Annotated in this window: 14 protein-coding genes; 10 read left to right on the top strand and 4 right to left on the bottom strand. The window is 46.3% G+C overall.

Features of this window, described 5'->3' with window-relative positions:
* Positions 1–20: 20 nt before the first annotated feature.
* The 6 genes from CPIN_RS13640 to CPIN_RS13665 all read left to right on the top strand — a co-directional run bounded on the left by CPIN_RS13640 (position 21) and on the right by CPIN_RS13665 (position 14,121).
* A complete protein-coding gene (locus CPIN_RS13640; RefSeq protein ID WP_012790389.1) occupies positions 21–2,783 on the top strand; it encodes a glycoside hydrolase family 2 protein in 2,763 nt (920 codons plus the stop codon).
* 61 nt (positions 2,784–2,844) lie between these two features.
* Positions 2,845–4,236 (top strand): alpha/beta hydrolase family protein, encoded by a 1,392-nt coding sequence (locus CPIN_RS13645; protein ID WP_044218610.1) that lies wholly within the window; start codon positions 2,845–2,847, stop codon positions 4,234–4,236.
* The gene (locus tag CPIN_RS13650) at positions 4,233–6,116 is read left to right on the top strand and encodes a hypothetical protein (protein ID WP_012790391.1); all 1,884 of its coding nucleotides are present in this window, start codon (positions 4,233–4,235) and stop codon (positions 6,114–6,116) included. The genes CPIN_RS13645 and CPIN_RS13650 overlap by 4 nt, the downstream gene beginning before the upstream one ends.
* A 12-nt stretch (positions 6,117–6,128) precedes the next feature.
* Positions 6,129–8,333, top strand: a complete 2,205-nt coding sequence (locus tag CPIN_RS13655) for an alpha-L-rhamnosidase-related protein (RefSeq protein ID WP_012790392.1) — start codon at positions 6,129–6,131, stop codon at positions 8,331–8,333.
* Positions 8,317–10,359, top strand: a complete 2,043-nt coding sequence (locus tag CPIN_RS13660; RefSeq protein WP_012790393.1) for an aceric acid hydrolase — start codon at positions 8,317–8,319, stop codon at positions 10,357–10,359. Before CPIN_RS13655 ends, CPIN_RS13660 begins: the two co-directional genes overlap by 17 nt.
* A 537-nt stretch (positions 10,360–10,896) precedes the next feature.
* Positions 10,897–14,121, top strand: coding sequence for a TonB-dependent receptor (locus CPIN_RS13665; RefSeq protein WP_012790394.1), 3,225 nt, complete (start codon positions 10,897–10,899; stop codon positions 14,119–14,121).
* Positions 14,122–14,237: 116 nt separating this feature from the next.
* On the opposite strand, the gene CPIN_RS13670 is transcribed toward CPIN_RS13665, so the two are convergent.
* Complete coding sequence (locus CPIN_RS13670) at positions 14,238–16,412, bottom strand: TonB-dependent receptor domain-containing protein (RefSeq protein WP_187294767.1); 2,175 nt, start codon at positions 16,410–16,412, stop codon at positions 14,238–14,240.
* A gap of 124 nt (positions 16,413–16,536) precedes the next feature.
* Between CPIN_RS13670 and CPIN_RS36625 the strand changes: the two genes are divergently transcribed.
* The 4 genes from CPIN_RS36625 (at position 16,537) to CPIN_RS13690 (ending at position 23,063) form a co-directional block, all read left to right on the top strand.
* Positions 16,537–17,973 carry a sensor histidine kinase gene (locus CPIN_RS36625; protein WP_012790396.1) on the top strand — a complete coding sequence of 479 codons (1,437 nt, stop codon included), beginning with the start codon at positions 16,537–16,539 and terminating at the stop codon, positions 17,971–17,973.
* Positions 17,970–18,662, top strand: a complete 693-nt coding sequence (locus CPIN_RS13680; RefSeq protein WP_012790397.1) for a response regulator transcription factor — start codon at positions 17,970–17,972, stop codon at positions 18,660–18,662. The genes CPIN_RS36625 and CPIN_RS13680 overlap by 4 nt, the downstream gene beginning before the upstream one ends.
* Positions 18,663–18,804: 142 nt before the next feature.
* Entirely contained in the window at positions 18,805–20,550 is a 1,746-nt protein-coding gene (locus tag CPIN_RS13685; protein WP_012790398.1) for an arylsulfatase, read from the top strand.
* Positions 20,551–20,663: 113 nt separating this feature from the next.
* Positions 20,664–23,063 carry an ABC transporter permease gene (locus CPIN_RS13690; protein WP_012790399.1) on the top strand — a complete coding sequence of 800 codons (2,400 nt, stop codon included), beginning with the start codon at positions 20,664–20,666 and terminating at the stop codon, positions 23,061–23,063.
* A gap of 3 nt (positions 23,064–23,066) precedes the next feature.
* Here the strand turns inward: CPIN_RS13690 and CPIN_RS13695 are convergent, their stop codons facing one another.
* The 3 genes from CPIN_RS13695 to CPIN_RS13705 all read right to left on the bottom strand — a co-directional run bounded on the left by CPIN_RS13695 (position 23,067) and on the right by CPIN_RS13705 (position 26,140).
* A complete protein-coding gene (locus tag CPIN_RS13695) occupies positions 23,067–24,887 on the bottom strand; it encodes a hypothetical protein (RefSeq protein WP_012790400.1) in 1,821 nt (606 codons plus the stop codon).
* A 64-nt stretch (positions 24,888–24,951) separates the two neighbouring features.
* A complete protein-coding gene (locus CPIN_RS13700; protein ID WP_012790401.1) occupies positions 24,952–25,746 on the bottom strand; it encodes a helix-turn-helix domain-containing protein in 795 nt (264 codons plus the stop codon).
* A gap of 4 nt (positions 25,747–25,750) precedes the next feature.
* Positions 25,751–26,140, bottom strand: coding sequence for a winged helix-turn-helix transcriptional regulator (locus CPIN_RS13705; RefSeq protein WP_012790402.1), 390 nt, complete (start codon positions 26,138–26,140; stop codon positions 25,751–25,753).
* Between the last annotated feature and the right edge of the window lie 11 nt (positions 26,141–26,151).

The following is a 26,151-nucleotide window of genomic DNA, read 5'->3' on the forward strand; positions in this document are numbered from 1 at the left end:
TATCCTAAAATAAAGCACGGATGATGAAACGAATTCCACTGATATGTCTGACTTTACTCGTCATGGCACTACATGCCATGGCGCAATCCACTGAAATACAATGCCTCTCCGGTACGGGGAGTGATCATACGGTCAACTGGCAGTTTTTCTGTACTGGCGGCAGCAACGCCGGTAAATGGACGACTATTCCTGTACCCTCCTGCTGGGAATTACAGGGCTTTGGTAAATATGACTATGGTTTTGCAAAAGACAGTATCCGTGGAAAGGAGCAAGGTTTATATAAGTATAACTTCCAGGTTCCTGCTGCATGGAAAGGCAAAAAGGTGAACATCGTTTTTGAAGGTGTAATGACCGATGCCACTGTAAAAGTCAATGGCGTCTCTGCTGGTCCGGTACACCAGGGCGCTTTCTATGCTTTTAAATATGATATTTCCTCATTACTGCAATATGGTCAATCTAAAAACCTGCTGGAAGTCACCGTAGCAAAGCATTCTGCGAATGAGTCCGTCAACGCGGCGGAGCGCAGGGCTGATTTCTGGATCTTCGGCGGCATCTTCCGGCCCGTATTCCTGGAAGCCCTGCCCGCGCAACATATTGAAATGGTGAAGGTGAATGCTACTGCGGAGGGTGTTTTACACGCGGATGTGCAGTTGCAGACTTCCACTGCTACTCAGGTAACGATGCAGTTGTATGATAAAGCACTGCGGAAAGTCGGTCCTTTGCAGACGAAAACCGTCAACGGTACCTCCCTGCAACTCGACGCAACATATGAACATATTGAATTATGGTCCGCAGAATCACCGGCATTGTATACCGCTGAGTTTACGCTGCTCTATAATAATAAGGTCATTCACACTATCCGGCAGCGTATCGGCTTTCGCACTGTCGTGCTCAGGCAACGCAATGGTATTTATGTCAATGGTGTCAAGATGAAGTTTAAAGGGGTGAATCGTCATTCCTTCCGCCCGGAGAGTGGTAGAACAACCAGTAAGGCAATCAGTATCGCAGATGTATTGCTGATCAAAGAGATGAACATGAACGCCGTGCGTATGTCTCATTATCCGCCTGATGCACATTTCCTGGAGGCATGCGATTCCCTGGGATTATATGTAATGGACGAACAGGCCGGCTGGCATGGAAATTATGATACCGAAACAGGTACTGGTCTGGTAAAAGAGATGATTACCCACGATGTAAACCATCCATCGATCGTTATCTGGGCCAATGGTAATGAAGGCGGACACAATAAAGCACTGGATCACCTCTTTCCGGAACTGGATCCGCAACAACGTCCTGTCGTACATCCCTGGCAATTGTTCAATGGTATCGAAACACAACACTACCGTGAATACGACTATGGCATCGCTAACTACGAGCATGGCAAAGAGATCGTCATGCCGACTGAATTCCTCCACGGACAGTTTGATGGTGGCCATGGTGCCGGTCTGGAAGACTATTGGGAAAAGATGTGGCACAATCCACTAAGTGCAGGCGGCTTCCTCTGGGATTTTGCAGATCAGGGTGTAGTAAGGAAAGACCTGCATGACTCCCTGGATACAGATCATCACAGAGGCGCAGACGGTATCGTCGGGCCGCATCATGAAAAGGAAGGTAGTTTCTTTACGATCAAAGAAGTGTGGTGCCCGGTTTATATGGAAAGAAGAGAAATTACACCTGCATTTGACGGTATACTGCATATCGAAAACCGCTATGCATTCACGAACCTGCATCAATGCAGCTTCTCCGCTACATTGGCCGGATCCGACATGAAACTTAGGGATTCATTCGCTATTGCAGCGCCTGATGTCGCTCCATTTGAAAAAGGCCGTTTGCAATTACAATTGCCTGCCAACTGGTCCTCCTATGATGTACTCTACGTTACGGCCAGGGATAAGGAACAACGTGAACTGTTTACCTGGAGTTTTCCCATTGTCAATCCTGCTCAGGTCACACATCGCAGCATCGATACGCTTGGGAATGGTGAAGTTTTCTTCAAAGAAGCAGATTCCCTCTGGACCGTAAGCACGAAAAATATTGAACTGACATTCAGCAAAAACAAAGGGCTGCTAAAAAATGTCCGCAGCAATGGCCAGACCATTCCTTTTAATAATGGTCCCATCATCCAGGAAGGAGAAAACAACTTTGCTGGTTTCACCCATCACTATGAAGAGAAGAACCTGGTAATCAGTTCTACCTTTGACCGCAAACAAAGTTATAACACCCTCCAATGGACCATCTATCCATCGGGCATAGTGAAAATGACAGTACGTTATTTCCCTGATGCTTATTTTACGTCATTAGCAGGCCTTAATTTCTCTTTTCCGGCGTCCGACATGGTGAGTGTTGATTATATGGGAGATGGGCCTTACAGGGTCTGGAAAAACCGCTTAAAGGGTACCCGTTTCGGTATATGGCATAAAGACTATAATGACACCGAGACAGGGGAGAGCTGGAATTACCCGGAATTCAAAGGCTACTACGCCAATATGTACTGGTGCGGTTTTAAAACCAGGCAGCAATATTTCCGGGTGTATACAGAGAATGAAAGCCTGTTCCTGCGCTTATTCACACCTGCCTGGAAAACAGACCAGTGGCATAACTATGAACCCATTTTCCCCAGCGGCGATATCTCTTTTCTGCAGGGGATCAGTAGTATAGGTACCAAAACACAGCGAAATGAAACAACCGGTCCTATGGGACAGAAAAACATATTCTATGATTATGAGAAAGAACCGGAAAGGGCATTACAGATTTTACTATACTTCGACTTCTCCGGTAAGTAGACAGCATAGGATGATCTCTCTGTGATTTTATTTTAGATTCCGTTTCGCATAATGCCATGTTATGAAAAAAACGATGCAATTCCTGCTGCTCTCCATGGGCTGCTTACTCTTTGTTTATACCCGTCTGTATGCACAGCAGACTTCCGACAGCGCTTACAAACGACCATTGAAAGCAGTAATCGCGGATGTTGAGAAGAAGTTTGGCGTACAGATCCGCTACAATGAAAAACTGGTGGCCAATAAATACGTCGCTTATGCCGACTGGCGATACCGTCCTACATTAGAAGCCACACTGGAAAATATATTGTCGCCGCTTGACCTGAAAGTGAAAAAGGACAAGGGCCTGTATAAGCTGAGTGAATATGAATATTACCGCTGGGCAGTATCTGATGGCTGGGCCGAACTGGATAGAATAGCGGCGCAGTATAATAATCAACAGGAATGGGAACAGCGTAAAGCACAACTGAAACCCTGTCTGCTGGAAGCCCTGCAATTAGCACATCTGCCTGCCGCTCCTGCATCATCTCCCATCATCACAGCAGAAAGAAAGTATGACGGTTATACCGTACGTAACATCGCTATTGAGATTTTACCTGGTGTGTATATCAACGGCTCACTATACAAACCTGCAAAATACAAAGGCAAGATACCGGTGATCCTTAATCCCGATGGTCACTGGCAACAACAACGGTATCGTCCCGATTGTCAATACCGTTGTGCGGTACTCGCCCGTATGGGCGCGATGGCTTTTAGCTATGATCTCTTTGCCTGGGGAGAATCCCAGTTGCAATTCGAGGAAGCCGATCACCGGAAAAGTCTTTCCATGACCATACAGGCATTGGGTTCCGTGCGTATACTGGATTACCTGCTTTCACTAAAAGACGCGGATACCTCCCGTGTCGGTATCACTGGTGGATCCGGCGCTGGTAGTCATACCGTTCTGATGTCTGCCGTAGATGACCGTATAAAAGTAAGCGCCCCCGTAGTGGCCATCAGTTCCTATTTCTATGGTGGTTGTCCCTGTGAAAGTGGTATGCCGGTTCATGCCTGCGGCAATCGTACCGATAATGTAGAAATCGCTGCGATGGCAGCCCCGCATCCGCAGTTACTGGTAAGTGATGGTGGCGACTGGACCGATAAAACACCTGAACACGATTTTCCTTATCTGCAGAAAATCTACACTTACTATGGCAAGACAGATTATGTCAGCAACGTACACCTGCCCACTGAAGGACACGATTTCGGTATCAATAAAAGAACCGCAGTCTACGACTTTATGGCAAAGTATCTTGGTCTGAACCGCGCTGCTGCCGATGAATCAAAGATCACCATTGAGCAGCCTGTTGCCATGTATGTATTCGGAGAAAAAGGAGAACGCCTGCCGGCGACTGCTATCCATGGTTTTACACAACTGGAAAAGGTATGGAGTCAGGCAATAACTACTGCACAATGAGGAAATGGTGGATCATCAGTTGCTTTTGTCTGTATGTCCTATCGGTAGATGCTGCGAATATTTATATTGCGCCTACCGGAAATGATCAATACCCGGGTACTATCACGCAACCCAAAGCAACTTTAAGCGCGGCTTTGCAACAAGCAAGAGAATTAAGAAGACTACAGGATGCCGCTAGACATGATGGTATACATATCATCATAAAAGGTGGCACCTACACACTATATGAACCTGTATTTATTCGTCCCGAAGATGCAGGCACATCGGAAAGTCCCACTATCATTGAAGCTGCAGCTGGAGAATATCCGGTGTTTAGTGGTGGTATCCGTATTACTGCCTGGCGTCCACTCAGGAATAATCCTAAAATATGGGTGGCGGATGTACCTGCAGTTGGTAATGCATTACTCAATTTCCGCCAGCTCTGGGTCAATAACACAAAAGCCATTCGCGCAAAAGATACCAATGGTGATAGTATGCGCCGTATTCTCTCCTGGGATCATCAGACAGGTAGCTGTTGGATACCCTCTTCGCATATCCGCGGATTAAACAATACTTCCGGATTGGAAATGTTCATCCACCAATGGTGGGCTATCGCCAACCTGCGTATCAAAAGTATGACAGTACGTGGTGATAGTACGCTGCTGACTTTTCACGAACCGGAAAGTAAAATACAGTCCGCACATCCATGGCCCGCACCCTGGATATCCAAAGCGTCAGGGAACTCTGCCTTCTGGCTGACAAACGCCTTGTCTCTTCTCGATGAACCTGGTGAATGGTATCTCGATGTAAAGGCACAGCAGCTCTATTATATGCCTCTTCCGCAGGAGGAGATGTCCCGCGCTGTCGTCATTGCTCCCGTACTGGAATCGTTGATCGTGCTGCAAGGTACCCTCGATCATCCTGTATCGCATATCGCTTTTAAAGGCATCTCTTTTCAACACACCTCCTGGCTGCGTCCTTCACAAAAGGGGCATGTACCGCTACAGGCAGGACTCTATCTCCTGGATGCCTATAAACTGGAAACACCTGGTACGCCTGATAAGAAGGGACTGGAAAACCAGGCATGGATTGGTCGGCCTCCGGCAGCCGTAGATGTCTCTTATGCTGATCATATCGCCTTTGATGCCTGCCGCTTCGAACACCTGGCGTCCACCGGACTGGATTACCGCATTGCTTGTCACTATGATACCATCAACGCAAATCTGTTCAGGGATATCGGTGGAACCGGTATTCAGCTGGGGATCTACTCAGATGAAGCCATGGAAACACACCTCCCTTACAATCCGCAGGATAGAAGAGCGGTATGCAGCAATATAGGAGTAATGAATAACCTCCTGACAAACGTTACCAATGAAGATTGGGGCACTTTGGGTATCAGCGCCGGTTATGTCAGCGATGTGACGATCGCACATAATGAAATCAATGAAGTCTCCTATACGGGTATCAGTGTAGGCTGGGGATGGACAAAGACCGTTAACGTGATGCACAATAACAGGGTCATTGCCAATAAGATCCATCACTATGCCCGGCATATGTATGACGTTGCCGGTATTTATACTTTATCTGCACAACCGGGGTCAACAATCAGTTATAACTATATCGACAGTATCTACAAAGCGCCATACGCACATATTCCCGATCACTGGTTTTACCTGTATACAGATGAAGGCACTGCCTATTATACGGTGGCACATAACTGGTGTCCGGCACAGAAGTTCTTACAGAACGCCAACGGACCGAATAACGTTTGGGAAGATAATGGTCCGCAGGTAAGCGACAGTATCAAACAAACTGCCGGACTGGAACCTGCTTACCACTATCTGTTGTCTGAAAAGACAACGTCTCTTCCAATACAAGCGATCAATCAACATCATCAATAACGGACACGGATTATGAAAAACAACATGCTGAAAGCCTGCCCGCTGCTCATTACCTTATTTGTATTTTGTCAGGATCTCCTGGCGCAATCCCGGCCTACCTGGATATGGTACCCCGGTGATTTCGAAATCTGGTTAAGTAATAACATGCAGAACCGTCGTACAGAGAGGAATACTTTTTATCCTGTATTCTGGAAATATGACAGCCATTATCCACTGATAGATTTTCACAAAGACTTTGATCTGACGACTGCCGAAGCAGTAAAGATCTACACAGAAGGCGCTTATAACGTTAAAATAGATGGTCGTGCAATAGAAGGCGTACCACAACAGATAACAGTACCAGCCGGTCATCACCGCATCAATATCAAAGTGTTTAATCAGGCAAACGTACCTGCTGTCTATGTGGAAGGAAAAACGATCGTGTCCGACAGCAGCTGGCTGGTAACCTTTGAAGATAAGGAATGGATTGACGAAACAGGTAAAGCCTCTGACGTGTCTGCGACAAAATGGTTGAATGCAGGTAGCTGGAATTTTCATCATTCGCAGACGTTACCATCCGCCTGTAAACTACCTGTACGGCCACAATATGCCGTCAGTACCAATAAAAGTAACAGTGGTACACTCGTTGATTTCGGGAAAGAGACCTTCGGCTTTATCCGCCTGCATGGCGTGCAGGGTACCGGTAACGTAACCTTATATTATGGCGAAAGCAAAGAGGAAGCATTGCATGCAAAGTCAGCCGAGACATACGACGTCTTTTCTTCCAGGCAATCCTCTAAAACAGATTCCCTGCTACCATCTTCCAAAGCCTTCCGTTATGTTAATATCGTTACCAGCGGAGATGTCAAAGTAGATAGTATCTCTATGTTATATGAATATGCAGGTCTGAAGGAGAGGGGACAGTTCCGTTGCTCAGACGAAGAGGTCAACCGTATCTATGATATCTCAAAATATACCTTCGAACTCAATACCCGTGAATTCTTCATTGACGGGATCAAACGTGACAGATGGGTATGGAGTGGTGATGCGTATCAGAGTTACCTGATGAACTATTACCTGTATTTTGATAATGCCACTGTATCCAGAACCATCCTCGCCTTGAGAGGGAAAGACCCGGTGACCAGCCATATCAATACCATCATGGACTATACCTTTTATTGGTTCCTCAGCATTTATGACTACTACCTCTACACCGGTGACCAGTCGTTTATTAAACAGTTCTACCCACGTATGCAGACCATGATGGAATACTGTCTTGGCAGAAGAAATAAAGAAGGACTGATGCAGGGCTTATCCGGTGATTGGGTATTCATAGACTGGGCCGACGGATTAAGTAAGAAAGGCGCTGTCAGCTTTGAGCAATTGTTGCTATGTCGTAGTCTGGAAACCATGGGCCTTTGTGCCGATCTTGTCGGTGATAAATCTGATGCAGCAAAGTACAATCAATATGCCGCCACACTGAAGAAACAACTCTTTGAGCTCTATTGGAATCAACAGCAGCAAGCTTTGGTACACAGCAGGGTCGATGGTCAGCAGACAGCCAATGTTACCCGTTACGCTAATATGTTTGCCATTTTTTACGACTACTTCAACGCAGCACAAAAGAATGCCGTAAAACAATCTGTTTTACTGAACGACAGTATACAAAAGATCACTACCCCTTATATGCGTTTCTATGAACTGGAAGCATTATGTGCCATGGGAGAACAGGACTACGTACTAAAAGAAATGAAGGACTATTGGGGCGGTATGCTCAAACTGGGGGCCACCAGTTTCTGGGAAGTCTACAATCCTGCGGAAACAGGCGTACAGCACTATGCGATGTACGGTCGTGCATTTGGCAGAAGCCTCTGTCATGCATGGGGAGCGAGTCCGCTTTACCTGTTAGGAAAATACTATCTGGGCGTAAAACCTACTTCCGCCGGATACAATACCTACACCGTACAACCTGCATTAGGTGGTTTACAATGGATGGAAGGAAAGGTGCCGACACCCAATGGTGATATCGTGCTCTATTGCAGTACGAAGGAAATGAAGATCACGACTGCTGCCGGTACCGGCTTGTTGCGTTTTCGCAGTAAAATAAAGCCAGTATGCAAAACAGGTACGTTGGTAAACAAAGGAGAAGACTGGTATGAGATGGCCATGCGGGCAGCCACCAGTTACGTAGTGAATTATCAGGCGCCAAAACCGGAAACACATGCAAAAACCAGATAAAATCCTGCTGCTGATCGTCCTTACGCTGGCATCCTGTGTATCCTTTGCGCAGAAAGGACTGATCAACACCAGCGCTAGTCCATACGCACGTTTACAGGATGTTGACATGGGCAGCGTACAATGGACGAAAGGCTTCTGGGCAGAACGCTACGAAGTATGTAAAAACACCATGGTGCCCGCACTCTGGAAAACTTACCATGATGCGGAGAAATGCCATTCCTTCAAAAACTTTGAAATAGCCGCCGGACTAGATACCGGCACTTTCGTTGGTCCCTCTTTCCATGACGGTGATTTCTACAAAACACTGGAAGCGGTCGCCGGTTTATATGCCGTTACCAAAGATCCTGCATTGGACCGCATGATGGACGAAGCCATTGCCGTCATTGCCAAGGCACAGCGAAAGGATGGTTATGTCTACACCAAATCCATCATCGAACAACAACAAACCGGTAAACAACATCTTTTTGACGATAAACTCAGTTTCGAAGCCTATAATTTCGGTCACCTGATGACAGCGGCCTGTGTCCACTACAGAGCAACCGGCAAAACCAATCTGCTGGAGGTGGCAAAGAAAGCGACCGATTTCCTGATAGGCTTTTACAATACTGCCAGTCCTGAGCAGGCCCGTAATGCGATCTGTCCGTCTCACTACATGGGTATCATAGAACTTTACAGGACCACCAGGGACAAAAAGTACCTGGCACTTGCCCGTAAACTTATTGACATCCGCGGACTAACACCAGGTACGGACGACAATTCCGATCGTGTCCCTTTCCGCGACATGAAAAGAATAGCGGGACATGCAGTAAGAGCTAATTACCTGTTGGCCGGCGTAGCAGACGTATACGCTGAAACCGGCGACACCTCCTTATTACATACCCTCAACCTCCTCTGGGATGACGTTATTAACAAAAAGATGTATGTAACTGGTGGTTGTGGTGCTTTATATGACGGGGTATCCGTAGATGGCATTTCCTACAATCCTGACACGGTACAGAAGGTACATCAGTCTTACGGCAGGAATTACCAGTTACCCAACTTATTTGCCCACAATGAAACCTGCGCCAACATCGGTAACCTGTTATGGAACCGTCGTATGCTTGAACTTACCGGAGATGCAAAGTATGGCGATATCGTAGAACTCACCCTTTACAACAGTATCCTGAGTGGTGTGAGTATGGACGGCGCAGACTTTTTCTACACAAACCCTTTAGCTGCTTCCCGCGATTTTCCCTACCAGCTACGCTGGATGGGTGGCCGGCAGCCTTATATTGCTTTATCTAACTGTTGTCCCCCGAATACGGTCCGCACCATCGCTGAGGTCAGCAACTACTTTTACAGTCTGGATGATAAAGGTATCTACATCGACCTATACGGCGGCAACCAGCTCAAGACGACACTCAAGGACGGCAGCACCCTCAGTCTGGAACAAGAAACCGACTACCCCTGGGATGGTACCATCAATATCACCATCAAGGACGCACCTGCTCACCCTTTTGACATTGCCCTCCGTATACCCGGCTGGTGCCAGCGGGCCGGCATCACCATCAACGGTAAACCTGTTGGTCAAACAGCCACTCCATCCATCACCCCCGCTTCCTATCACAAACTGAACCGCCAATGGAAGTCCGGAGACAAGATCACCCTCACCCTCGACATGCCGGCCACCCTGATCACTGCCAATCCCCTTGTAGAGGAGACACGCAACCAGGTCGCCGTCAAAAGAGGTCCGGTCGTATACTGCCTTGAATCCCCCGATTTAAAGGACCAGTCCCTGACCAACATCCTGATCCCCTCCAACATCCACTTTGAGCCCCGCTCTATGAAAATCGCAAACGGCCGCATTACAGCCCTTGACGGAGTCGCCCGTCTCCTGATCACCAATAACCAGAATAAGGCGCTCTATCAGCCCCTAAATGACGAATCCCGCCCCCAGGCCATCACTTTGATTCCCTATTACGCCTGGTCAAACAGAGGGCAGAGTGACATGAGCATCTGGTTACCAGTAGCGATGATGTTAAAATAGTATAGGTGAATAAGCTCGTCGGTTTCAAGGTCGTCAAAGGGGTTCATCGATATAGTTACTTATAACCTGTTTAGATATTTATTTGATAATACTCATCTTACGTTGATCCTACGTTCACCAACGTAGGATCAACGTAAGATGAGTATTATCAAACCGGCATCTGTAAAACAATCAGCTTAAGAAGACTGATATAATTTTAACATAAATGACGCTGAAAGCAGCTAATTGGGGAAAGATCAGTCTGTAAACCGGATAGGAGAGAATGCAGCATACATTTTCTAAATCCTTCATCCCTTCCCCAAAACCGTCCCCCTTCACTCAAAAACTGAAACAAAACCGCACTACTCAACCCAGTAACACACACCTGATGATTTTCACTATATATCCAAATCCCCCCACTCAAAAACTGAAATTTCAGTAGATCTACTGACCCCAATACGCAAAATTTGAAGTAACTTGTATAGGTTGTTTGGGCTTGTAGGGAGGGCGTTTACGGTTTTATTTGTAACAGCTTTTTATCCACCCAATTTATAAAAGATGCATCAACCAAATCTAACTAAGCTATTAGGAAGCTTATTCATTGCCTGTTTTCTGCTACTGCGGGCGCAAGCCCAGGTGACCACCGCAACTCTCAGCGGTATCGTCAAAAATGAAGCAGGCCAGCCATTACCTGGTGCGACTATCAGGGTGACCTTCGCCGACGCAGGCATTAACAAAGGCCTCGTTACGAAATCAGACGGTAGCTTCGTAGTCCCCAATCTTCGTGTAGGCGGGCCATATACCGTTACTGCCTCATATACCGGATTCGCCACAGAAACTGCTACGGGTGTATTCCTCACACTCGGACAAAACACCGCACTCGACCTCCGTCTCTCCGAATCGACGGGCAAACTGAACGAAGTGGTGATCAGCGGACGCTCCACTATTTTCAATGACCAGCGTACCGGTGCTTCTACCAATATCAGTGCGCAACAGATCCGGCAACTGCCAACGATATCACGTTCGGCAGACGACTACCTGCGCATCACACCTTCTGCTTCACCGACGTATAACGGTATTTCCTTTGCGGGAAGGAATGGACAGTATAATAACTTTTCATTGGATGGGGCGGTGTTTAATAACCCGTTCGGACTGGATGCACCAGCTCCCGGCGGACAAACAAACGCACAACCTATCTCGCTGGATGCGATAGATCAGATACAAATCAACATTGCGCCGTATGACGTCACGCAGTCCGGATTTACCGGCGCCGGTGTGAATACCGTAACGAAAAGTGGTAGTAATAAGTTTGCCGGAACAGTGTATGCATTTTACAGGAATGATGCTATCTCCGGTGATAAGATCGACGGACAGAAACTCAAGGTACCCACACTTGATCACTTCCAGGGAGGCTTCTCACTGGGAGGTGCAGTCAAAAAAGATAAACTGTTCTATTTCGTGAATTTCGAAACAGAACAACGTACAGATGGTGCAAGTGCTTACGTAGCGAGGAATAACAGCAACGCCGGAGATGTAACTACGTCCCGCGTACTGGAATCAGACCTCGTAGCCGTAAGTAATTCACTCAGCAGTCGTTTTGGATATGTGACAGGCCCTTACCAGGATTATGAGTATAAGCGTAAGAACTATAAATGGCTGGCGAAACTGGATTGGGTGATCAACAGTAAACATACGCTGTCATTTACGTATAACGGACTGGATGCATCGCAGGAAAAAGGTGCACACCCGAATGCGATCAATCGCCGCGGACCGGACGCAATTACCCTGCAATTCCGTAACTCCGGGTACAAGATGATTAATAAACTGCATTCCTTCGGACTGGAATTGAAGTCTAACTTTAATGATACCTACTCCAATAAGTTCAGGGCGGTATTCACCAGCTTCAGAGATAAACGTGATCCGTTCTCCTCGCCTTTCCCGGTGCTGAACATCACGAAATACAATGTACCATACATCGTAGCAGGATATGAACCGTTCTCTATCAATAACCGCCTGAACCAGGACGCGTTGCAGCTGACGGACAACTTCAATATCATCCTGCCGAAACATACGCTGACCATAGGCGCTTCTTATGAGCAGTTTAAGTTTGGGAACTCTTTTAACCTGACAGGATTTGGTTTTACCGTGTTCTCCGGAGTAGATATTGGTACCTTCCTGAACAATGTACAGACCGGACAATATGATGCCAATGTAACTTATGCAAAGAACCGTGTGGCGGCTGACCAGTGGACCTGGTACTACCTGACCGTCGGACAGGTATCTGCTTATTTACAGGATGAATTCAGCGTAGCGAGCAACTTCAAACTGACTTACGGCGTGCGTTTCGATAAAGCGCTTTATTTCCCATCCAAAGCAAGTTATAACAGCCCTAATGTGAACCAGGATGGAACATTCGCAGGTACTTTTGTAACAGGTTCTCCGACTGTGCCGAATGCAGATAACCTGACCCTGTTTGATGAAAATGGTAATCCGGTTAAGAATGGTCCCGGGCAGACCATCGATAATACCAGTACCCCAAGCGGTAAGATCCTGGTGTCTCCGCGTTTAGGTTTTAACTGGGATATCAAAGGAGATAAGACCGTGCAACTGCGTGGTGGTACAGGACTCTTTACGGGCCGCTTCCCCTTTGTATGGGTAGGTAATGCCATAGGTAATCCTTTCACCGGTTATTACAACGTAACGGCGCATAATTTCAAATGGCCACAGATCTGGCGTTCTAATATCGGTCTGGATTATAAACTGCCTACCGGAACAGTACTGACCGGCGATTTCGCGTATTCAAAAGATATCAATTCTATGATGGTGCGTGACTATGGTCTGGGTACACCAACCGGCACCCTGAACTCAGGTACCGGCGACAACCGCGAAATCTACCAGGCAGCTGACAAAGGAAGTACGGCTACTTATGTATTCACAAACGTAAAAGCCGGTTATTCTTACAACGCGACATTCCAGGCACAACAGACCGTTGGTAAAGGCTACTTTTTCATGTTCGGATATAACTTCCTGATTGCAAAAGATGCCAGTTCTATTTCAGCAGAGATTTCCGGTGATGCCTTCGACCGTAATCCGGTGTTGGGGAATGCTAACAGGGCAGTGGAATCAACCTCCCTGTATGGTAACAAACACCGTTTTACGCTGGCGGGTATCAAGAAGTTTGAATATGGTAAAGGTAAATATGCCACGACTGTTTCCTTCTTCGCCAACTGGACAAGCGGTAACCGCTTCTCTTATGTGTACGGTGGCGACCTGAATAATGATGGTTCTGCTGCGAATGACCTGATGTATGTACCTACTGCCGCAGAGATCAGGAATATGAGCTTTGCTACACTGACAGATGCAGACGGTAACACCCAGAATGCTGCCGCTCAAGGCGCTGCATTGGAAGCATTTATTGGTCAGGATAAATACCTGAGCAGTCACCGTGGTCAGTATACCGGTAAATATGCGGGTGAAACACCATGGTTCAGTCAGATCGATATGCGTGTGTTACAGGACTTCAACTTCAAAGGTAAAGAGAAAACCAGCACTATACAGATCAGCCTTGATGTGGTGAATCTGGGTAACCTGATCAGCAGTAAATGGGGGCTCCGTAAGTATGCGAGTAACAGTGGTTACTATCAGCCGCTGGGTTTTGCAGGAAGAGAAACAAATGGTAAAGCGATTTATCAGTTCGATCCTTCACAAAGAAGTACTTTCATTACTAACCCTGACCTGATTTCAAGATGGCAGTTGCAGGTAGGAGCGAGATATATCTTCTGATCACAGTTATCTGAACCGATAAGCTAATTAGGAATTAGGAATTAAGAATTAGGAATTGAGGACAATTGCCATCAATTCCTAATTCTTAATTCCTAATTCCTAATTCCTAATTGTTTTTAGTTGGCTCTTCTTCTTTCTTCCTCACTCGCCGTCTGCCTTTTACGCGAAGAGAAGGTGTTTTTCCCGAACTTATACGAGAAGGATAAGGATACATTCCTTGTATCATTCTTTTGTATCATACCATTGCGTTGTTGCAGATAAGCGATATCCAGCTTGTAAGGATTCTTATAAAATATATCTGCAAAAGCGAGTTTAACGGTACCCTGTTGCTTTAATATAGATTTGCTGAATCCCAGGCTGATATCTGAAGTCCTGTCAACATGATATACACCCTGGTAAACAGGCGATTCATATCTGCCGGAGAGTTCCGCTTTTATACCGTGTTTTTTGCTGAGAACAAATGACTGGGTAGTGTTCAGGTAAAGAATATAGTCGTCAGAAGAAAAATAACCGTCTGTGTACATAGAATGTTGTTTGCGGTAAGCGCCTTCGATCGTTACATTCATATCCCACCAGTCTGTAGGCCGGAGGTTTGTCATGAAGCCCAGGGTATAGTCTTCGATATTATCAAGGTTCTGCTGTGTGTCGTAAAATGTTTTGCTGACGTTATCCTGTACCGTTACATTACTGACCAGGTCTTGCAGTTTCGAATAGGAAGCAGTCAGCGTATAGTTTTGTTTAAAGGTATAACTCAGTTCACCGCTTCGGAATATAGCAGGTCGCAGCGCCGGATTACCCTGCTGGAAACTGTAAGGACTGCTGTACGATCTGGCAGGGTTCAATTGCATATAGGCCGGACGTTCCATGCGGCTGTTATAATTGAAACTGAACACATGATCCTCTGATGCCTTATAGGTGATAAAGAGGGTAGGGAATAAGCGGAGGTAGTTTCTACGGGTGATGAGTTGTTGTGTAATGGAATTACCGGTAGTACGGGTATGTTCTCCTCTTAATCCCGCCTGCAGGTCCCACTTGCCAAGGGTACCGCTGATACTGGTGTAAGCGGCAGCCGTATTCTCCGTGTATTTGAAGTTATTACTTTTACCGTCGTCCGGGGAAAAGGCGCCTTCAAGCACATTATTGTATAGGAAGAGGTTGTCTGAGGCAATACTGGTGTATTTTATCCCTGATTCCATCGCCCATTTTCCGGCAATTTTATAAGTCAGATCTGCTTTTCCTGACCATATATTAATACGTTGTGTCGATGGTGTGAATATGTTGAAATTGTTATTGAGGTTTTTATCCTGTATATAAGTAAGGGCGTTGACATACTGCCGGCTATTGTTGGCGTAAGGTACATAGTCAACATCAATATTGAGGCTATTACCGGCACTGTCCAGTTTTAATTTGTAATTCAGGTTAAAGCTGTAGTTGTTGCTGGCGGAATTTGAACGGACATTGGTGTTCAAGGTAGAATCAGCCACGGATACATGGTCATTGAATACATTGGTGATGGTCCTGGAGTCGGTATTACGGTCGGAGTTAAAACCAGTCACCCGGAAACCAAACACCTGCCGGGGATTGATATCATAATCCAGCCCTAACTGGTAACTATGGCTTTTATTCACCGGATCGATTGTACGTTTGCCACGCCAGTCAGAATAGGAGTCAGGTGTCTGGTAAATGGTATAGGTATTCATCTGGCGTCTGATGCTTTTATTGCTAAAGCCATAGTTACCATAGATATTCAGTTTGTTTTGTTTGTAATTGAAGGTACCACCGGCAGTCTGGCTACCGAATGTAGCCTGTGTATAGGCGCCATTGATAGTCCCATTGAAACCCTGTGCTTTCGATTTTTTAGTGATGATGTTGACAATACCACCACCCTGAATATCATATTTGGCAGAAGGTGTACGCATGATCTCTATCCTGGAGACGTTATCAGCTGGTAATCCGCTGAGGTAGGCGGTAAGATCTTCTCCGGTCATCTGTACCTGTTTGCCGTCTATATACACGGTCATACTCTTGGTACCCTGTGTTACCTGACCATTTTCGTTGGTCTGTATGCCTGGCGCTTTACGCAATGCATCCCATACAGTGCTGCCGCTGGCCAGGATACTATTTTGTACGTTGAAGATCACTTTATCGTTCCTGCGTTCCACCTGTGGCAGACGACTGGTTACAACAATATCTTTCAGCTGCTGTACTTTCATGGTATCGGGGCGGTTTTGCTGTGCCGCTGCCGAAAGCGTAAAGCTGATCAGTATAAATATGGGTAGAATCGTTTTCATCATTTGTAATTTTGTGATGCAAACGTATTCTGAAGGGCTGTAAACGAAAGTTAAACTCGGTTAAATAAAGTTAAATCCGCTCCTGATCTGCATAAGCGCATGATAAAATGGCTATTTTCGGGTTATGAAATGGCTTTCTGCAAAATACGCTTATCCACTTGTGGTCATCTCGGTGCTTGTCAGCATAGTGCTGCAAATTGCCTGGTTAAGACAGTTATTTACTGAACAGCGGGCGCATGTCCGCGATCAGATAGAGCAGATCGTTAATAATTCGGCAAAGGAGGTTTCCTACGAAAGCGCGAAGTATCTCGGTTTAAAGGACACTATATATCGTCGTTTTTTATTGTCACCGGAGTGGATACAGTTACGGCAGGGTTTCGACGGACTCGGAGCCCCTAATATGTATAAAGCCTTCGATATGTCAGATGATAGTAAAGACACCACCTATATCATCTTTAAATTCGTTTTCTTCCGCCCGGGCAGCGAAAGCAGCAAAAGACGTAAAAGCGGAAGGTATTATTCTTCGCCGGAAATACCCGGTCTTGATTCAATGATATTACGGATGATGGATAGTACCGTCAGGGTGCGATTGCAACAGATTGGTCTGAACAGTAAGTTTCATATCATATTGAGCGACTTAGGGGATAAAATCGGGGTAGCGAGGGACCCTGATGATCCCGGTTATATCAGTGATCTGTATACCTATAATCTTGAATACAGGCGACGTTGTCAGATACAGGTAGAATCCATTACCGGATATGTGTGGTATGAAATGCGTTATTATGTACTCTCCTCTCTGCTGATGATCGTCCTGACCTGTGCGGCCTTTTACTTTATCATACGACTGATGCGCAATCAGCGGCTGTATGCAGAAGCCAGGGTCGCATTTACCAGTAATATGACCCATGAACTGAAAACGCCTATTGCGACCGTCGCCCTGGCATTGGAGTCCATCACCCGTTATGACCTGGTACAACAGCCGCAGAAGCTGGAAGAATACCTGTCTATCGGCCGGCAGGAACTGCAACGCCTGAACCTGATGATTGAGAAGGTATTAAACCTTAGCAGGGAACAGGATGTTGATTATCCGTTGAACAGGGTGCTGTATGACGTACAGACCGGCCTGCAGGATGTAGTGCGCTCGATGGAATTACAACTGGCGAATGCAGGTGCGGTATGTAAGCTGGAGCTATCACCCGAACCCTGTTTTGTATATGGAGATCCGGTACACCTGACGAATGTATGCTATAACCTGATTGAAAATGCGATTAAGTATGCAATAGCGCCGCTTCTGCTGGAAATCAGCTGTGCGGTTGTCCATGATAGGGTCGTGGTGCATTTTAAGGATAACGGGCCAGGCATTGATAAGATCTATCATGATAAAATATTTGACCGCTTTTTCCGTGTGCCCGTGAAAGGAGATATACACGATGTAAAGGGATCAGGACTGGGACTGAACTACGTCAGGAGTATCGTCACCCGCCTGAATGGTACCATTACAGTGAAAAGTGAGCCTGGAAAGGGCAGCGATTTTATGATCAGTTTACCGGCAGCAACATGAGTTATAAGCTATTATATGTAGAAGACGAGCCATTTCTGTCACGCATTGTCAGTGATGGCTTAAAAGCAAGCGGCTATGAAGTACACCTGATTACCGACGGAAAGAAAGCTTTGTCCGCATTTGAAACCATTCAGCCCGATATCTGTGTGCTGGATATCATGCTACCATCCAAGGATGGCTACACGATTGCAGAAGAGATCCGGCTGTTAGACCACCAGGTGCCGATCATCTTCCTGAGTGCAAAATCACTGACAGAAGATGTGGTGAAAGGGTTTAAGACAGGCGGGAATGACTACCTTAAGAAACCCTTCAGTATGGAGGAACTGCTGGTGCGTATAGAAGCCTTACTATATCGTTTCTCGGGCGCCCCGCAACAGCAACCAGCCGGGAAGGAAACACTGTATCATTTTGGAACCTGTACCCTGGATACGGTGCAGCAGACATTAGTGACCTCCAGCGGAAAGCATACCTTATCCTTTAAAGAATCAGCTTTGCTGGAAATGCTGATTCGCCGCAAAAACGATATCCTGGAAAGACAGGAAGCCCTGTTAAAGATCTGGAATGACGACAGCTACTATAATACGCGCAGTATGGACGTATTCATGACACATATACGTAAACTGCTGAAAGATGAACCGGGCATCCAGATCCTTAGTATCAGAGGTGTGGGCTATAAACTGATATGTTAAAGAAATCAGGAATTAAGAATTAAAAAATTAAGAATTATTTTTCCGGTAAACTATCACGTTAATGAATTTTTATAGGATGCAATTGAAACAGCTCAATTCTTAATCCTTAATTTTTAATTCTTAATTCCTATTTTTCTATCACATGAAAAACTTCCTCTCCCTCATCGTCTGCCTGAGTGTATGGTTCCAGGTGTCTGCACAGCAGCTGGCTAAGCGGCCGAACATCATTGTAATATTAAGTGACGATATGGGATATTCGGATCTGGGTTGTTATGGCAGCGAGATCCAGACACCCAATCTTGATAAGTTGTATAAAAACGGGCTGCGTTTTACACAGTTTTATAATACCGCCCGTTGTTGTCCGTCCAGGGCTTCCCTGCTTACCGGGTTGTATCCCCATCAGGCAGGAATGGGCTGGATGCGGGATAAAGATGCTGGTCTGGAAGGTTACCAGGGAGGACTGAGTAAACATGCCGTAACGATGGCGGAAGTGGTAAAGCCGGCAGGTTATACCACATTGATGGTGGGTAAATGGCATGTCAGTCAGGGTATCCGCCAGGATGGTCCGCTGGCCAACTGGCCTTTACAACGTGGTTTTGACCGGTTTTACGGTACGATACAGGGTGCAGGCAGCTATTATGATCCTGCTACTTTGTGCCGGGGAAATCAGCTGATAACACCCGCAACTGATACTGCTTACCAGCCAGCTAACTATTTCTATACAGACGCGGTAACGCATGAAGCGATTCGTTTTATCAGCGAAAGCGACCCTGCTAAGCCGTTCTTTATGTACCTGGCTTATACGGCCGCACACTGGCCTTTACAGGCAAAACCGGCTGATATTAAGAAATATAAAGGCATGTATGATAAAGGCTGGGAGGCTATCCGTAAACAGCGTTTTGAGAAAATGAAGAAACTGGGTCTCCTGCCTGCCAACGCAGAACTGTCCCCTTCCGATGCGCCTGACTGGAAAGACGAAAAGAACAAAGCGGTACAGGCAGCAAGAATGGAAGTATATGCCGCAATGATCGATGAAATGGACCAGGGAATCGGGGAGATTATGGCACAACTGAAAAAACAGGGTCTCGATGAAAACACCGTTGTAATGTTTATGCAGGACAATGGTGGTTGCGCAGAGGAAATCGGTACAAAAGGAAAAACCGGTCCGATAGCAGCAAACCCTGAAAAGATAAAACCAAGGGCAAAAGGCGAAGTAGAGTATGATGTGATCCCTAAAATGACCAGAGACGGTAAACTGATCATGAAAGGAGAGGGTATCATTGGTGGTCCGGAAACAACTTATGTTTCATATGGAAAGGTATGGGCCAATGTTTCCAATACGCCCTTCCGTGAGTATAAACACTGGGTACATGAGGGCGGTATCTCTACACCGCTGATCATTCATTATCCGGCAGGTATCCGCCAGCATAACAGCAGCAATTTTGTAGGTCATTTTATTGATATCATGCCAACGGTAGCCGAACTGGCAGGTGCTTCCTATCCATCTGACTGGCATAACAATAAGATCATTCCGATGGAGGGGATCAGCCTGGTGCCTTTATTCACTGGTAAAGCACTGGACAGGGGTAAAGCGCTTTGCTGGGAACATGAGATGAACAGGGCCGTACGCCTGGGAGACTGGAAACTGGTCGCTAAAGGCGAATTGCTGAGTGAGAAAGATGGCTATGGTGAATGGAAGAACTATGAGCTGGGTAAATGGGAACTCTATAATATCAAAACTGACAGAAGTGAATTACACGATGTATCCGCCCAACATCCTGATATGGTAAAGGAAATGAGTGCGATCTGGGATGATTATGCCAAACGCGCTAAAGTATTACCAGCTCCATGGACGCCATTGCAGGGAACACCTGAAAGCGGACAGTAACTGTATCAAAAGCGGACACCTCTACTGCGGTGGCTTAGTGTAATTAATTGATAATCATTTACTGCTTAAACTGACATTATTTTTGCACCGATCGCCGCAGTAAGTTAGCCGTTATGTTCAAAAACTACGTTAAGACTGCATTCAGGAACCTGTTAAGGAATAAGATCTATTCTGGCATTAACATTCTCGGACTGAGTATGGGCCTTGCCTGTGGTATGTTGATCATTTTGTATGTGAAAGACGAGGTCAGTTATGACCGCTTTCATGACAATCTGAATAATATCTACCGGATCAGTACCGTACAGTATAATGTGGAAGGCAAGAGAGAGGGGGCCATGGGTTACTCCGGTTATCTTCAGGGACCACGTTTTGCAGCGGATGTACCGGGTATTAATGCCTTTACAAGGGTAGAACAGGATATGCGTGATGTGAAGAACGGTGCGCATATTAAAGCCTGGCAAATACACCTGGCTGATTCCAGCTTCTTTTCTATCTTCTCTTTTCCGCTGCTCAGCGGTAATCCGAAAACAGCTTTACTGGCGCCTGATGCAGTTGTGATTACAGAAGATGTAGCGAAAGAACAGTTCGGCACAAAGGATGCATTAGGAAAGGTCCTGATGATGAAACAGGGTGACGATCAGTTTAAACCCTATACCGTAACGGGCGTCGCCAAAAGAATACCACAGAACTCCTCACTTAAATTCAAGATATTAGTTCCTATCCGGGCTTCGGCACAGGATGAGGGCAATGATGAAAACTGGTTCAATTTCTTCCTCAATACATTTGTTGTACTGGATCCGGGCGCTGACAGAACTCAGGTAGAGACCAACATGCAACAGGTCTATACGGCACAGTCAGCAGCCGTTTTTGAACGTCAGCAGCAGCAATATGGTCCGCAGGGTAAGACGGTTTACCAGTTACAGCCCATGAATGAGCTGCACCTCAGTAAAACCTACAGAGCGGACAACGGACTGACAGACGCCAGTGATCCTATTTTCTCCTACATTCTCTCCGGTATTGCGGCATTCATTCTACTGATCGCCTGTATTAACTTTGTAAACCTGACCATTGCCCGTTCTGTGAAACGTGCAAAAGAAATAGGCATCCGTAAGGTAGTCGGGGGCGGAAGAATGCAGCTTATTATGCAGTTCATGGGAGAGTCCTTTATTCTCAGCATCGCCGCTTTTATACTGGCCCTGATACTCGTGCAGCTTTCCCTGCCGGTATTTAATGAATTATCCAATAAAGCACTGGCGATAAGTTACCTCTTCGATTTTAAACTGGTAGGGGGCTATCTGTTACTTTTCTTTATGACCGGTTTCCTGGCAGGCTTCTATCCGTCACTGGTATTGTCTGGTTTTAACCCAGTGAAAGTATTATACAACAGGTTCACTTTATCCGGTAAGAATTATCTGCAGAAAGGACTGGTGGTATTACAGTTTACGCTGGCTTCTTTCCTGATCATAGGTACTATTACGATCTATTGCCAGTTTCGTTATCTGACTACCCGTCAGCTGGGCTATGATGATAAGGACCTGGTGATACTCAGGCATAGCCGTATTCCTTATCTGCGGGCAGATGCATTCAGAGCAGACCTGATGCGGAATGGCGCTGTTGCAGATGTCGCATTTAAGAACGTAGGGGACTGGATGACGTCGGCGAAAGTGAATGGGGATCTGACAGTTAATTTCAGCTATGAGACAGTAGATGAAAAGTACCTGCCCCTATTGAAAATACCTGTCGTAAAGGGTAGAAATTTCTCTAAAGCTTTTCCTTCGGATTCGACACACGCGGTGTTGGTGAATGAAGCGTTTGTAAAAACGGCCGGCTGGAAAGATCCTATCGGACAAGAGGTCAACTTCTGGTATAACAAAGACGAAAAGTATACCGTAGTGGGCGTCGTGAAAGACTATCATTATGTAGACCTGAAACAACGCATCACGGAGCAGCTCTTTACGATGAAGAACAGCAATCAATACGGTGCGACCTTTGTCAAAATAAAACCAGGTAAGGAAACCGCCGCGTTGGCGCATATTGCAGTTATTTACAAGAAATACTTTCCACTGAGTCCTTATGAGTATACTTTCATGAATGATGAAAACCTGAAACGGTATGAGTCTGAAGCCAAATGGAAGCAGATCATCCTGTTCAGTGCAATTCTGACGATCTTTATTTCCTGTATCGGACTATTCGGCTTGTCCGTCCTGTCCGCAGAAAAAAGAACCAAAGAGATTGGTATACGCAAAGTACTGGGAGCCTCTGTAGCTGCGGTAGTAGCCATACTATCCACAGACTTTCTGAAACTGGTGATCATATCCTTTGTACTGTCTATGCCAATAGCCTGGATAGTAAGTAATAAATGGCTGGAGAGTTATCCTTACCGTATTACAGTCAGCTGGTGGATATTCGCCACCGCTGCATTCCTGGTAGTAGGTGTCGCACTGATGACCGTGAGTTTCTACGCAGTAAAGGCAGCGGTAGCTGATCCTGTAAAAAGTCTGAAAGGCGAATAATTATTATCCTTTATAAAGCGGGTCTATGTCTCTGAAACAGTTCCTGATCTGTGCTGCAGATAACAGGTAGATCTGTTTAATGGCAGGTATTTCCGGATCATATCCATTGATAGCTGAGGGGTGTTTGTACATCCACTGCAGTACCTCATTAAGGATCATCTGATTGGCCTGTCCATGACCACCCGGTCCCGTTCTGCTGATAATTTTACCGAGCAGGAATACCGGGAACTCAGCACAGGCAATCTCTGATAGTTTGGCCCTGTATTCTCTTTCTTTGGAAGGAGCATCCTCAAACTCCTTTTTAAAATAGATCTGATCGATACTATGTCTGCCTTCATGTGCAAATATGGAGGCATCCTGTTGTTTGGTTTCAAAGGCGGTCATAAAAGCCACCTGCAGATCCCTGCCTTGTAATCCCTGTCTTTTCAGTACCGCATAAAGCGTGTCCAGTGCATCCATGCGCATACGCACACCTATACCGTTAAGAATAGTGGCGGTATCATGGCTGCCCATTACGTTTTCAAAAGGCGCGAGTCTTTCTTTACGTACGCTGCTGTCGGTCACCATGGTCCAGACATTCATCGGTTCCTCTATATATGCTTCCCTGACCTGGTAAATGGTATCATTCACAGACCAGCCTCCATTCCTGCTTTTCCCGTCTGTAAACCAACCCGTAAAGCCGTTGGAAGTCATCAGGTCTACTTCAATGAACGTCAGCGAGCCTTTGTACCCGTATTGCAGGACTTCCTTATGGGTGATATTGACGATGTGGCCGAGGCATATTTCTTTGGAGGAAAAGCCGGAACTGACGCCGAGAAAGCCGCTGGTACCAAAGCGGGGTGTCATGATTTCCAGGAAAGTATCATAGGTTAATGGCTGCGTACCGGCAGACAGGTGCAGTTGCTGGAGGAGCTGTGCACAGGATTGCAGTAAGTGTGTTTCAAACAGACTGTCATTCGCTTTCTTTAATGCCAGCTGTTGATAATAATATGTGATCAGTTTATCCGTCTGCCGTAGAAAAGCGGCATAGTGTAAGATATCCTGTTGGGCAGGTGTGGCCAGCAAGGCCGCATATTCATAGAAACGCGAACTGGCCAGGGCACGGGCAATCTTTTCATTCTCTGTGGTATTGCGGCCTGTCCACTGTGGCAAAATGGCCGCTAAGGTCTCCGCATTTGTTTTTTGGTAGTTCCATACGCTTTGAGGGGTGGAGAAGTGGAAATAGGCTTTCCATCCTGCCAGTATCAGGGGACCGTTTTTGTCCAGGATGCCGATACCAATGAGTTGTCTGGCTGCCTGTGGATGCCCTGGCATCTGTTCCAGGACCGTTTGCAGCAGACTGGCCGCTTTATGTAAAACAGGGGTGTTCAGTGTACCGTGTGTGTGGTTTTGCAGAAAAGCGGTACGGGCATAACAAAGGGCGGCGGACTGCCATTCAGCGGGAGATCTGGCGGAGGAGAGTGCTTTATCAGCGGCGGTCAGCGAAGCGCTGTAGTGAGCAGCACCGGCTTCAATATCGCTGAGCAGGGTATAGTTGTCGGGTGTAGCGAAAGCAGAGAGGGCGCTGTCAATATGTTTCTTAGCCAATGTATAATCATTGTAAAACTGCCAGTCCCTTCCTGCCAGGGTACGGAATGCTTTTGCCCGGTCTTCCTGCGTTGTTTGCGGTGAATGGATGATCTCTCTGATGGCAGCCGCCGACCCGGACAGGTCATAGTTAAAGAATGCCTGTTCGGCTTTGTCCCATAACAGATGGACGGGTACTGCGCTGCATATTTGTATACTGATGATAAACGATATAATCGGGAGCCATATTTTTTTCATGTTATACAGGGTGTTTTCCTGTATACAAAGTAAGGGAAGACAGAAGGGGAAAAATTGTATGTAACTAACCTTTTAAGGTCTTTCCGAAGTCTCTGGGGGAGGCGCCGAAATAACGCTTGAACTGGCGTGTAAAATGCGGCTGATCATAGAAACCGCTGTCATAGGTGATGGCGGTCAGGTTGTCTTTGCCGGCCACAATGCTGTTGGCAGCTTTTTCCAGTCGTACACGGGTAATGTATTCAGAGAGACGCAGACCGGTTTTCTCTTTGAACTTACGCAGCATATAGACAGGGTGTACGTTCACGACAGCGGCAAGACTATCCACGCTGTGTTGTTCTGCCGGCATATCATTGATACGTGCGGTGATGGTGTTGATCCAGGGTGTTTGTCCGAAGCGTGACAATTGTTGCTTTTCAAACAGTGCAGTGATGATCTCAAAAGACAACATGTCCAGTGTATCTGCCGGATGGCCTTTGATAAAACGGTAATACAGGAGGAAAAGGTCCAGCGACGATTGTTGCAGGATAATGGGACGCTGCTCTTTCATCTCCCGGGAAAAATGGCTGCTGATATCATTTTTGAGCTCAAGATTGAAGCATTTACCGGTTTTACCGTCGAAGATATTCGCATGTTCATGATCGAAGGGGCGGAATATAGAGTGTCCGCCAGCAATGATCGTTTCTTCCTTTTGTGTTTTCTCCAGGTAATTACCTTCCAGCAGCAGGCTGAAATAAGGATTTTCATGATGGTGCCGTGGCAGGGCTACATCAGCGCTGTACACGGTTTGCGTCAGACAGAAATGAGTGAGTATCGTCTGACGAACAGTATTGCCATAAAATTTCCCGTCGCTTAACTGCATCGTTTTAAGAGCTTGTTTCGGCTACCTGTTTCATCCTGTTTTTGATATTTATTCTGTGCATGGTTCCCCAGTCTATCAGCGACCTGACAACGTCCTGTAAGGTACCGCTGTATTCAGTCAGCTCATATTCTACCAGGTTCGCATTACCAGGGTGGACCGTTCTGCTGATAAAGCCGTTCAGTTCCATATCTTTCAGTTCGCTGGATAATACCCTGGCTGATATACCATCCACTCTGCGTTGTATTTCGTTGAATCTTTTGAGTCCTTCGGAAAGGGCGATGATGATCCGGAGTTTCCATTTTCCTCCGATAACATATAAGGCATCACCCAGGGCCTGAAGAGAGGCATTACATGCTGCTTCGCTTTCAGGAGGTGTGGTAGAAAATTTTGGCATCTTTCTCACAT

The organism is Chitinophaga pinensis DSM 2588 (genome assembly GCF_000024005.1).
GTDB classification, from domain to species: domain Bacteria; phylum Bacteroidota; class Bacteroidia; order Chitinophagales; family Chitinophagaceae; genus Chitinophaga; species Chitinophaga pinensis.